Below are 10,692 nucleotides of genomic sequence, written 5' to 3' on the forward strand. Positions count from 1 at the left end.
TCTGAGTCGGTCAACACATCTTTTCAAAAAAGTTTCAGAAAAATGGCGATGGGCCAGATCGGCCCCGGGCCGATCGCGAACCGGGCATGCTTTCGCCGGATAATGCTGCTTTGTGCCCTAGCTCAAATAGGCGTAAGCTCTCCTGCGGGAGAGATGTCATGTCTTTGAAGAATGCCGCCGCCCTGCCCTCTGTTGCCGCGCTGCCCCTTGCTGCCGCGCTGGCAATGATGCCCTGCACCGGCCCGTACGCGCAGGCGCAGGCCATAACAGCCGCAGAGAAAACCCTGGCCGACGCGTCGGCTCTGCCCGCCAGCACATCGGACATCTTCGAAAAAGACGATCAAACCGATGATGTCTCTGCCCGGTACCACCATGACCGAATGACGGTACCCGTCACTATCGATGGCGATGGCCCGCACGCGTTTCTGGTAGACACGGGATCGGAAACAACGGTCATCAGCAACCAGCTGGCCCAGAGCCTCGGCATATTGACGTCGGGTACGGCCACGCTGATCGGGTCGGTCGCCACCAAGGGTGTCGGCACGACCCGGCTCTCGACACTCAGCGTCGGTCGCAAGACCATCGAGGATCTGCCTGCGGTACTGCTCGACGGAAATCACCTGGGCGCTGCCGGCATATTGGGAATAGATACGCTGCGCGGCCACCGGGTGATCTTCGACTTTGCCAACGACAGCATCTCGATAGCCGATTCCGTTCGCCTCCGTCCGGGCGCCTCATACGAGATCGTGGTCCGCGCCAAGCGCAAGCAGGATCGCATGGTAATTTCGAATGCCCGGATCGACGGGGTGAAGGTGCAGATGATCATCGACACCGGCAGCAATTACTCGATCGGCAACACGGCCCTGCGCGACAGGCTGCGCGAGGATGCGACCTTCGGCTTTGCCGGGATCATGGACGTGACAGGTGCCGAGCTGAGCACGGATATCGTCGTGATCAGGAATATCCAGTTCGATTCGCTCAGGCTCAACAAGTCGTTCCTTCTGATCAGCGATTCGCCCGCCTTTGCCGAGCTGGGCCTTGACGATGAGCCGGCGATGCTGCTCGGCATGAATCACCTCAGGGCCTTCTCGCGCATGTCGGTGGACTTCTCCCGCCGCGAGGTGGCTTTCGATCTCGCGCAATAGGGCGCCATTGGCGATTGGCCCCCCGCTTCCTAAATAGGCGCCGATGCCGCCAGATCATGCCCGATCCGACCAGATTGGCCGACAGGCCGACTGGCGAACGCTCAAGCGTTTCCTGCCCTATCTCTGGCCGAAGGATCACCGCGCGCTGCGCATAAGGATCGTCGTCGCCATGACGATGGTTCTGGCGGCCAAGGCGACAACCCTGCTGCTGCCCTTTGCCTACAAGCGCGCCATCGACCAAATGACGACCCCGGCGAACCAGGCCGCAATGGTCGCGCTGGCCTTTGTCATGGCCTATGCGCTGGGCCGTTTCGCATCGGTCGCGTTCAACAATTTCCGCAATATCGCGTTCGAGCGCGTGGGGCAGGACGCGACCTTCACCTTGGCGCAGGACGTGTTCGGACAGCTCCACCGGCTGTCGCTGCGGTTCCATCTCTCGCGCCGCACCGGCGAGGTGACCAAGACCATCGAACGCGGCACCAAGAGCATCGACACCATGCTCTATTTCCTGCTTTTCAACATCGCGCCGACGGTGATCGAACTGATCGCGGTGGGCGTGATTTTCTATGTCAATTTCGGCTGGACGCTGGTGATCGCGACCGCGGTGGCGGTCGTGGCCTATATTCTGGCGACGCGCTGGATCACCGAATGGCGCACCAAGCTGCGCATGCAGATGAACTCGCTCGACGGGCAGGCGCTCAGCCGGGCGGTGGATTCGCTGCTGAATTACGAGACGGTCAAATATTTCGGTGCCGAGCACCGCGAGGAGCAGCGCTACGCCCGCTCCGCGCGCGCCTATGCCGATGCCGCGGTGAAGAGCGAGAATTCGCTCGGCCTACTCAATATCGTGCAGGGCTTCATCACCAATGCGCTGATGGCGGGCGCGATGGGCTATACCGTCTGGGGCTGGAGCCAGGGGCGGCTGTCGACCGGCGACCTGGTGCTGGTGAACACCTATCTGACGCAGCTTTTCCGTCCGCTCGACCTGCTCGGCATGGTCTATCGCACGGTGCGGCAGGGCCTGATCGACATGGCCGAGATGTTCGCGCTCGTCGACACGCCGGTCGAGGTTGCCGACGCGCCCGGCGCCCCGGCGCTGGTGATGCGGCAGCCAACGCTGCGCTTCGATCACGTTCGCTTCGGATACGAGCCTGAGCGCGAGATCCTGAAATCCCTGTCGTTCAAGGTCGAAGCCGGCGAGCGGATCGCGATCGTCGGCCCCTCGGGCGCAGGCAAGTCCACCATCGCGCGGCTGTTGTTCCGCTTCTACGATCCGACGGACGGCCGCATCCTCGTGTCGGGCAAGGATCTGAAAAGCGTCACGCAGGAATCGCTGCGATCGCAGATCGGCATCGTTCCGCAGGACAGCGTGCTGTTCAACGACACCATCGGCTACAACATCGCCTATGGCCGCGAAGGTGCGACCCGCAGCGAGATCGAGGCGGCCGCACGCGGCGCCGCCATCGCCGATTTCATCGAACGCCTGCCCGACGGCTATGAAACCGAGGTGGGCGAACGCGGGCTGAAACTGTCGGGCGGCGAAAAGCAGCGCGTCGCCATCGCGCGCACGCTGCTCAAGAATCCGCCCATCATCCTGTTCGACGAGGCGACCAGCGCGCTCGACACGCGGACCGAGCAGGAGATCATGCAGACCATCCGCGCCGTCGCGCGCGACCGCACGACGCTGACCATCGCGCACCGGCTGTCGACCGTGGTGGATGCCGACCGCATACTGGTGGTCGACCACGGACGCCTGGTCGAAAGCGGCAGCCATGCCGAATTGCTGGCCCATGACGGTCTTTACGCCGAAATGTGGCAACGGCAGGCAAGCGAAAGTCCGGTCCAGCCCGAAACCGTCTGACGGCCCCGGCGGCACGGCTGGCCTTGTCATCGCGCCGCGCTTGCTGCACATGCGCGCCGAACCGACGCACCCTTTGCGCCGTCCTGCTCCGCACATGACCCGGGAACCGACCATGATCGACACCGCGACGCTTCGCCGCGACTGGCTTTCCAATCCGCGCGCCGATATCCTTGCGGGCATCGTCGTCGCGCTCGCGCTTATCCCCGAGGCGATCGGCTTTTCCATTATCGCGGGCGTCGATCCGCGCGTCGGCCTTTATGCGTCGGTCGCCATCGCCATGGTGATCGCCTTTACCGGCGGGCGTCCCGGCATGATCTCGGCCGCGACCGCGGCGGTCGCGGTGGTGGTCGTTCCGCTGGTCCGCGATCACGGCGTCGAATATCTGTTCGCGGCCACCATTCTCATGGGCATCATTCAGGGCATCGCGGCCCTGCTGCGGCTCGACCTGCTGATGCAATTCGTGTCGCGCTCGGTCATCACCGGCTTTGTCAACGCGCTGGCGATCCTGATCTTCATGGCGCAGCTGCCGCAGCTGACGGGCGTGACGTGGGAGACCTATGCGATGGTCGCCGCCGCGCTGGCCATCATCTACCTGTTTCCCAAGGTGACCACCGCCGTCCCATCGCCGCTTGTCGCGATCATCGTGCTTTCGGTGGTGTCGATCGCCATGAATGCCCCGGTCATCACCGTGGCAGACATGGGCGAACTGCCCGAAGGCCTGCCCTATTTCGTCTGGCCCGACGTGCCGCTGAACTGGGAAACGCTGGCGATCATCGCGCCCTATTCGCTGACCATGGCCGCCGTGGGCCTGCTGGAATCGCTGCTCACCGCGCAGATCGTCGACGACATGACGCATACCGATTCCAATAAGCGCCGCGAATGCGCAGGTCAGGGAAGCGCCAATATCGTCGCGGCGCTGCTGGGCGGCATGGGTGGCTGTGCGATGATCGGGCAGTCGGTGATCAACGTCACCAGCGGCGGACGCGGCCGGCTATCGACCTTTGCGGCGGGCGCAGTGCTGCTGATCCTGCTGTCGGTGCTGGGGCCATGGGTCGGACAAGTGCCGATGCCCGCGCTCGTCGCGGTGATGATCATGGTGTCGATCGGCACGTTCAGCTGGAATTCGATCCCCAATCTGCGCCGTCATCCGTGGCAGTCCAGCGTGGTGATGCTGGCGACCGTCGTCATGGTGGTCGCGACGCACAACCTCGCGCTGGGCGTGCTGATCGGCGTGATCCTGTCGGGCATCTTCTTCGCGCAAAAGGTGATGGGCATGTTCAGCATCGTCCGCACCCGCGCCGACCAGACCGCGACCTATACGGTGACCGGCCAGATCTTCTTCGCCAGCGTCGACCGGTTCCAGGCCGCACTGGGCCCGGAAAGCGAGCAGCCCGATCCCGCCGACCACGTGCTGATCGACGTCACCGCGGCGCATTTCTGGGACATCTCCGCGGTGGGCGCGCTCGACAAGGTGGTCGAACGGATGCGCCGCAACGGGCGCAGCGTGCAGGTCGTGGGCCTCAACCGTGCCAGCGCCGATCTGGTCGACAAGTTCGCGCTGACCGACAAGACCGGGGTGGAGATCGGGCTGGCCCCTCACCCCTGACGGTCCGCATGCTGCAAGAAAAAGGCGCCGTCCCGGTCAGGGCGGCGCCTTTTTCGTATCAGCCCGAATATCCCGGCCAGACCACCGCCTGCGCGACCCTCACCCGCTCCCCGTCAAAGGTCAGCGCGGGCGAGCCATGCAGCGTCCAGCCTTCCTCCAGCGCCCTGGACACGCGTTCGCAAAAGGCCTGGTCGTCAAAGCCGGTCAGGCAGCGATAGGGCAGGCGGCCATCGGGTGGGCTGGTTTCGGGCATCGCTTGGTCCTTACAGGATATATTTCGACAGATCGCTGTCGCCCGCCAGTTCGCTCAACCGGTCCTTCACATAGGCCCGGTCGACGGTGACGGTGGTGCCGGTGCGTTCCTCTGCGTCAAAGCTGACTTCCTCCAGCAGCTTTTCCATCACGGTCTGCAGGCGGCGGGCGCCGATATTCTCGACGCTTTCGTTCACCTGCGCGGCGGTGGCGGCGATCTCGTCGATGGCGTCGCGCGTGAAGTCCAGCGTCACGTCCTCGGTCCCGATCAGGGCGCGGTACTGGTCGACCAGATTGGCGCGCGTCTCGGACAGGATGCGCACGAAATCCTCTTCGGTCAGCGCGCGCAGTTCGACGCGGATCGGCAGGCGGCCCTGCAGTTCGGGCAGCATGTCCGACGGCTTGGACACATGGAACGCGCCCGATGCGATGAACAGGATATGGTCGGTCTTCATCGGCCCGTACTTGGTGGCGACGGTCGTCCCCTCGATCAGCGGCAACAGGTCACGCTGTACGCCCTCGCGGCTGACGGTGCCGCCGCGCTGGTCGGACACGGCGATCTTGTCGATCTCGTCCAGGAACACGATGCCGTTCGCCTCTGCATTGGCCAGCGCGACGCGGGCGACGTCGTCCTGATCCATGCGCTTTTCCGATTCCTCGTCGACCAGCTTGTCCCACGCCTGCGCCACGGTCAGCTTGCGGCGCTTCATCTTCTGCCCGCCGAACGCCTTGCCCATCATGTCGGACAGGTTGATCATGCCGATATTGCCGCCCATGCCGGGCAGCTCCATGTTCATGTTCGGCTGGTCCTCGACCTCGATCTCGACTTCCTTGTCGTTCATCGTGTCGTCGATGATGCGCAGGCGAAAGCTCTCGCGCGTGGCCTCGCTGGCGCTGTCGCCGACCAGGGCGTCGAGCAGGCGCTTCATCGCCGCCTCGCTCGCGGCTTCGCGCACGGCTTCGCGGCGGCGGTCCTTTTCAAGACGGATCGCTTCCTCGGCCAAGTCGCGGGCGATCTGTTCGACATCGCGGCCGACATAGCCGACCTCGGTGAACTTGGTCGCCTCGATCTTGACGAAGGGCGCATCGGCCAGCTTGGCAAGGCGGCGGCTGATCTCGGTCTTGCCGCAGCCGGTGGGGCCGATCATCAGGATGTTCTTGGGCGTCACCTCGTCGCGCAATTCGGGCGAGAGCCGCTGACGGCGCCAGCGATTGCGCAGCGCAACCGCAACGGCGCGCTTCGCATCCTTTTGCCCGACGATATGTTCGTCGAGCGCCGCCACGATGGCCTTGGGGGTCAGGTTTTTCATGTTTTGCTCTTGAATCAGGGGGTGACGGTTTCGACCGTCACATTGTCATTGGTGAAGACGCAGATATCGGCGGCGACCTTCATCGCCTTGCGCGCGATCTTCTCAGGGTCGTCCTCGTAATCGGCCAGCGCCTTGGCGGCGGACAGCGCGTAATTGCCGCCCGAACCGATCGCAGCGATCCCGCCCTCGGGCTCCAGCACGTCGCCATTGCCCGTGATGACCAGCAGCACGTCCTTGTCCGCCACGATCATCAGCGCTTCCAGATTGCGCAGATATTTGTCGGTACGCCAGTCCTTGGCCAATTCCACCGCGGCGCGCATCAGCTGGCCGCGATATTGCTCCAGTTTGCGCTCCAGCCGTTCGAACAGGGTGAAGGCATCGGCGGTGGCGCCTGCGAAACCGGCGATGACCTTGCCCTTCTCGGGACCGCCCTCGCCCAGGCGGCGCACCTTGCGCGCATTGGGCTTCATCACCGTATTGCCCATCGACACCTGTCCGTCGCCCGCGATCACGGTGCGGTCGCCGCGTTTCACGCCGATGATGGTAGTGCCATGCCAGGGCGTCAGGCCGTGGGCTGACGCGCTATGTTGTGAATATCCGTGCATGCCGCGCGATATGGGTCGCGCGCAAACCGGTTCAAGACTGCGGGGGCCCGGCTGCGACGCGCAGCACCGGGCCGCGCCGATCAGCTGCCGTTGGGACCGGGGCCGCCAGCCCCGCCCGCGCCGACGCCGCCGACCGTGCCGATATTGCCGAACAGATCCTCGATAAAGCTGCGGTCGCGGCCCATCGTCTCGGTCTCGTCGCCATCGGGCCGGATCTTTCGGACGTCTTCCATCCCGCCGTTGGTGACGCTGGTCACCGTGCCGCTCTGGTCGAAAGCGACCTTCAGCACGCGGTGCTCCTCGGTCTGCGGGATGCCGAACACGCGCTGTTCGGTGGTCGACGAGACATAGTAATAGACCGGATCGCCATATTGGCTGGCAAAGCTGGGCTGACCAAGCGTGCCTTCGACCGACTGCCGATTGTCGATGCCGGGCTGGATCGCGTCGGACAGCGCCGCGTCGAACAGATAACCACGGTGGTCACGGATCGAGGTGCAGCCCCCCGCCGCCATCGCGGCCAGCGACAGCACGGCGACCGTGGCCATTCGGGAAAATCGGTATGGGCGCGTGGATTGCATGATCCGCCTTATCTGTCTCAACCTTGGCACGGCGGTCTTCCGCTTGGCGTGCGTTCCTACTATATCGCTTGTGGCAAGCCCTTAGAGGCAGAGCCGAAGCCGCACAAGTTCGTCCGTAGCTTAATCACCGCAATGGATGGCCTTCGGGCGGCCCGGCTTTCGCCGCAGGGCCTGCCCATTTTCGATTTAATCCCCGATGAACGGCCCATTTGAAAAGCCTTGTCGGGGCAGGAGCATCCCGCGTTGAAATCCCTGTTCTCCCGCCTGTTCAAGCCTGTCGAACCCAGCGGCATCCATGCCTTGTGGCACCGGGTCGTCGCCATCGCGCGCGAACAGGAATGGTACCGCGATGCCGGTGTCGCCGACACGATCGAAGGCCGCTTCGACATGGTGAGCGCGGTCACGGCGCTGACGCTGATGCGGCTGCAGGAATCGAACAATCCCCGCCACGGCGTCCAGCTGACCGAGATGTTCATCACCGATATGGACGGCCAGCTGCGCGAGGAAGGCGTGGGCGACCTGATGGTCGGCAAGCACATGGGCAAGCTGGTGGCCGCGCTGGGCGGGCGCATCACCGCCTATCGCGAAGGCTTGGATAGCGGCGATCCCGCCGTGCTGGAGGATGCGGTGCGCCGCAATGTCACCCTGCTGGAAGCGGCCGGACCTGCCGCGGCTGCCAGACGCCTGCGCGGCCTGTGGGCGGATCTGGCCGGAACCCCGATGGACCGCCTGCTGGAAGGGGATATCGAGCGATGAGCGGCATGCCCGATGCGTCCGAACTTACGCGCTGGGTGGCGGTGCGGCAATGCGATGGCCGCACCTTCGACGTCACCGCGAACGAGGCCGAGCGCGCCGCCCTCGCCCAGCGTTTCTCTCTGGTGGCGATCCATGCGCTGACGGCATCGGTAACGCTGTCGCGCGATGGCGAGACCGTCGATGCAAGCGGCACGCTGAAGGCCGATATCGTGCAAAGCTGCGCCATATCGGGCGACGATCTGCCTGCCCGCATCGACGAGGAACTGGCTTTCCAATTCGTCCCGGCCACCAAGGACCACAGCCCGGACGAGGAAGTTGAGCTTGAGGAAGCAGATCTCGACGAGATCCCCTATGAGGGCGACCGCTTCGACCTTGGCGAGGCGGTCGCACAGAGTCTCGCGCTCGCCATAGACCCCTTCGCGACCGGTCCCGATGCGGACCGGGTGCGCAAGGAAGTGGGGCTGGAAGAACCGGCCAGAGAGAACCCCTTCGCAAAGCTGAAGGGGCTCGGCCTCAACTAGCGGTCAGATCCGCTCCAGCGCGATGGCGGTCGCCTCGCCGCCGCCGATGCAGATGGCGGCGATGCCGCGCTTGAGGTCACGGTTTTCCAGCGCGCCCAGCAACGTCGCCATGATGCGCGCCCCCGATGCGCCGATCGGATGGCCCAGCGCGCAGGCCCCGCCATTGACGTTCAATTTGTCGCGCTCGATCCCCAGCTCCTTCTCGGCGATCAGCGCGACCACGGCGAAAGCCTCGTTCACCTCGAACAGATCGACATCGTCCATGGTCCAGCCGATGCGCTCCATCAGATTGCGTGTGGCATGGACCGGGGCGCTGGTGAACTTGGCAGGCTCATGCGCGAATGACGCATGGCCGACGACCTTGGCGACCGGCGTCATGCCCAGCCTTTCGGCCGTGCTGGCGCGGCACATCACCAGCGCCGCCGCACCGTCCGAGATCGACGAGCTGTTCGCCGCCGTCACCGTGCCGTCGGGCACGAAGGCAGGACGCAGCGCCGGGATCTTGTCGACATTGGCCTTGGCGGGCTGCTCGTCCTCGCTCACTGTCTGCGTGTCCTTGCGGGTCTTCACCTCGACGGGCGTGATCTCGCGCTCGAACGCGCCGGTTTCCTGCGCCTTCTTGGCCAGCGTCAGCGAGCGGATCGCGTAATCGTCCTGCGCCTCGCGCGTGAACTGGTACTCGGTGGCGGCGCGGTCGGCGAACACGCCCATCAGCGTCCCTTCCTCATAGGCATCCTCCAGCCCGTCGAGGAACATCGAATCCTTGACCGTGTGATGGCCAAGCCGCGCACCGCCGCGATGTTTGGGCAGCAGATAGGGCGCGCCGGTCATGCTCTCCATGCCGCCCGCGACAACTACGTCGGCGCTGCCGCCCGCGATCGCGTCATAGGCCATCATCGCGGCCTGCATCCCCGATCCGCACATCTTGTTGATGGTGGTTGCGGGGACATGCTCGCCCAGCCCGGCATGGATCGCGGCCTGCCGCGCGGGCGCCTGCCCCAGCCCCGCCGGAAGCACGCAGCCCATGATCACCTGGTCGACGTCGCTGCCCGCGATCCCGGCGCGCTCGATCGCGGCCTTGACCGCGGCGGCGCCAAGCTGGGTGGATTTCACATCGGCAAACGCGCCCTGCAGGCCGCCCATCGGCGTACGGGCATAGGATGCAATCACGATCGGATCGGTCATGGCGGGATCTTTCTTATTACGCTTGAGAATAGATATTACTTGTTAGTATATGACAATATGGAGCAATGGTCAGGAGCACGCATGGCGCAAACCCCCTCCCCCTTCAGAACCGCCGAACAGCGCAGCCGCGACCGGCAGGCCAAGAAACTGGCGCTGATGGAAGCGGCGGTGCGCATGTTCAACACGCGCGGATTTCACGCGAGCTCGCTCGACGACGTGGCAGCCTCGCTCGGCGTTACCAAGCCCACGGTCTATCACTACCTTGGCAACAAGGAGAACGTGCTGCTGGAATGCCTGCGCTTCGGCCTGAAGCAATTGCTGGACGCGGCGACCCATGCGCGCGCGCAAACGGGCGTGGCGGCGGAGCGGCTGCGCAGTTTTCTCATCGTCTACACGCAGGTCAATATGAGCGATTTCGGGCGCTGCGTGATCCGCACCCCCGACGAAGCGCTGAGCGAGGAAAGCCGGGAGGTGCTGCGCGGGCTCAAGCGCCAGATCCACGCCGAGATGCGCAGCCTGATAGCCGAGGGGCAGGCCGACGGCTCGATCGCCTGCGAGGATGCCAATCTGCTGGCCTTCACCCTTGCGGGCGCGCTCAACTGGCCTGCCCGATGGTATGACGAAAGCCGCGGCCATCCGCCCGAGGAAACCGCGAGGAGACTGGTCGACAATCTCGCCGCGGGTTTCCTGCCCAGATCCCGACCAAGCAATCCCTGATCGGAACCGGGGCCAGGCGAATGGCGCGCCGCCCCTCACCTCACAGCTTCTCGGTCAGCTCGGGCACGGCCTTGTATAGATCCGCAACGAGCCCGATGTCTGCGACCTGGAAGATGGGTGCGTCCTCGTCCTTGTTGATGGCGATGATGGTCTTGG

At 64.6% G+C, this 10,692-nt stretch carries 11 protein-coding genes and 1 pseudogene; 6 read left to right on the forward strand and 6 right to left on the reverse strand.

Annotated elements, in window-relative coordinates; genetic code table 11:
* Nucleotides 1-164: 164 nt before the first annotated feature.
* The 3 genes from AC4FIJ_RS15880 to AC4FIJ_RS15890 all read left to right on the forward strand — a co-directional run bounded on the left by AC4FIJ_RS15880 (nucleotide 165) and on the right by AC4FIJ_RS15890 (nucleotide 4,612).
* Entirely contained in the window at nucleotides 165-1,145 is a 981-nt protein-coding gene (locus AC4FIJ_RS15880) for a retroviral-like aspartic protease family protein (RefSeq protein ID WP_490337615.1), read from the forward strand.
* Nucleotides 1,146-1,188: 43 nt separating this feature from the next.
* Entirely contained in the window at nucleotides 1,189-3,006 is a 1,818-nt protein-coding gene (locus tag AC4FIJ_RS15885) for an ABCB family ABC transporter ATP-binding protein/permease (RefSeq protein ID WP_490337616.1), read from the forward strand.
* A 112-nt stretch (nucleotides 3,007-3,118) separates the two neighbouring features.
* A complete protein-coding gene (locus tag AC4FIJ_RS15890; RefSeq protein ID WP_490337617.1) occupies nucleotides 3,119-4,612 on the forward strand; it encodes a SulP family inorganic anion transporter in 1,494 nt (497 codons plus the stop codon).
* Between the two features lie 58 nt (nucleotides 4,613-4,670).
* On the opposite strand, the gene AC4FIJ_RS15895 is transcribed toward AC4FIJ_RS15890, so the two are convergent.
* From AC4FIJ_RS15895 to AC4FIJ_RS15910, 4 genes are all read right to left on the reverse strand, one after another.
* Nucleotides 4,671-4,865 carry a DUF1737 domain-containing protein gene (locus tag AC4FIJ_RS15895; protein WP_490337618.1) on the reverse strand — a complete coding sequence of 65 codons (195 nt, stop codon included), beginning with the start codon at nucleotides 4,863-4,865 and terminating at the stop codon, nucleotides 4,671-4,673.
* 10 nt (nucleotides 4,866-4,875) lie between these two features.
* Nucleotides 4,876-6,174: an ATP-dependent protease ATPase subunit HslU gene (gene hslU, locus AC4FIJ_RS15900; RefSeq protein ID WP_490337619.1), complete on the reverse strand. Its 1,299-nt coding sequence runs from the start codon at nucleotides 6,172-6,174 to the stop codon at nucleotides 4,876-4,878.
* A gap of 14 nt (nucleotides 6,175-6,188) precedes the next feature.
* Nucleotides 6,189-6,779 carry an ATP-dependent protease subunit HslV gene (gene hslV / locus AC4FIJ_RS15905; RefSeq protein ID WP_490337620.1) on the reverse strand — a complete coding sequence of 197 codons (591 nt, stop codon included), beginning with the start codon at nucleotides 6,777-6,779 and terminating at the stop codon, nucleotides 6,189-6,191.
* An 80-nt stretch (nucleotides 6,780-6,859) separates the two neighbouring features.
* Nucleotides 6,860-7,324 carry an outer membrane protein assembly factor BamE gene (locus AC4FIJ_RS15910; RefSeq protein ID WP_490337621.1) on the reverse strand — a complete coding sequence of 155 codons (465 nt, stop codon included), beginning with the start codon at nucleotides 7,322-7,324 and terminating at the stop codon, nucleotides 6,860-6,862.
* Nucleotides 7,325-7,600: 276 nt separating this feature from the next.
* On the opposite strand from AC4FIJ_RS15910, the gene AC4FIJ_RS15915 reads away from it, so the two are divergent.
* Nucleotides 7,601-8,113, forward strand: a complete 513-nt coding sequence (locus tag AC4FIJ_RS15915; protein WP_490337622.1) for a ubiquinol-cytochrome C chaperone family protein — start codon at nucleotides 7,601-7,603, stop codon at nucleotides 8,111-8,113.
* The gene (locus AC4FIJ_RS15920; protein ID WP_490337623.1) at nucleotides 8,110-8,634 is read left to right on the forward strand and encodes a YceD family protein; all 525 of its coding nucleotides are present in this window, start codon (nucleotides 8,110-8,112) and stop codon (nucleotides 8,632-8,634) included. Before AC4FIJ_RS15915 ends, AC4FIJ_RS15920 begins: the two co-directional genes overlap by 4 nt.
* Nucleotides 8,635-8,637: 3 nt before the next feature.
* On the opposite strand, the gene AC4FIJ_RS15925 is transcribed toward AC4FIJ_RS15920, so the two are convergent.
* Nucleotides 8,638-9,819, reverse strand: a complete 1,182-nt coding sequence (locus tag AC4FIJ_RS15925; protein ID WP_490337624.1) for an acetyl-CoA C-acyltransferase — start codon at nucleotides 9,817-9,819, stop codon at nucleotides 8,638-8,640.
* A gap of 81 nt (nucleotides 9,820-9,900) precedes the next feature.
* Here AC4FIJ_RS15925 and AC4FIJ_RS15930 point away from each other — a divergent pair, with 81 nt between their 5' ends.
* Entirely contained in the window at nucleotides 9,901-10,536 is a 636-nt protein-coding gene (locus AC4FIJ_RS15930; protein ID WP_490337625.1) for a TetR/AcrR family transcriptional regulator, read from the forward strand.
* Nucleotides 10,537-10,576: 40 nt separating this feature from the next.
* On the opposite strand, the pseudogene AC4FIJ_RS15935 reads toward AC4FIJ_RS15930, so the two are convergent.
* A pseudogene (locus AC4FIJ_RS15935) lies at nucleotides 10,577-10,692 on the reverse strand (electron transfer flavoprotein subunit alpha/FixB family protein); the annotation flags it as partial.

The sequence above is a fragment of the Croceicoccus sp. genome (assembly GCF_983967925.1).

Excerpts from the sequence above, each read along its gene's own strand:
- AC4FIJ_RS15925 (WP_490337624.1), bottom strand. The coding sequence starts at position 9,819 with ATGACCGATCCGATCGTGATTGCATCCTATGCCCGTACGCCGATGGGC.
- AC4FIJ_RS15920 (WP_490337623.1), top strand. The coding sequence starts at position 8,110 with ATGAGCGGCATGCCCGATGCGTCCGAACTTACGCGCTGGGTGGCGGTG.
- AC4FIJ_RS15890 (WP_490337617.1), top strand. The coding sequence starts at position 3,119 with ATGATCGACACCGCGACGCTTCGCCGCGACTGGCTTTCCAATCCGCGC.
- hslU (WP_490337619.1), bottom strand. The coding sequence starts at position 6,174 with ATGAAAAACCTGACCCCCAAGGCCATCGTGGCGGCGCTCGACGAACAT.
- AC4FIJ_RS15885 (WP_490337616.1), top strand. The coding sequence starts at position 1,189 with ATGCCGCCAGATCATGCCCGATCCGACCAGATTGGCCGACAGGCCGAC.
- AC4FIJ_RS15895 (WP_490337618.1), bottom strand. The coding sequence starts at position 4,865 with ATGCCCGAAACCAGCCCACCCGATGGCCGCCTGCCCTATCGCTGCCTG.
- AC4FIJ_RS15910 (WP_490337621.1), bottom strand. The coding sequence starts at position 7,324 with ATGGCCACGGTCGCCGTGCTGTCGCTGGCCGCGATGGCGGCGGGGGGC.
- AC4FIJ_RS15930 (WP_490337625.1), top strand. The coding sequence starts at position 9,901 with ATGGCGCAAACCCCCTCCCCCTTCAGAACCGCCGAACAGCGCAGCCGC.
- hslV (WP_490337620.1), bottom strand. The coding sequence starts at position 6,779 with ATGCACGGATATTCACAACATAGCGCGTCAGCCCACGGCCTGACGCCC.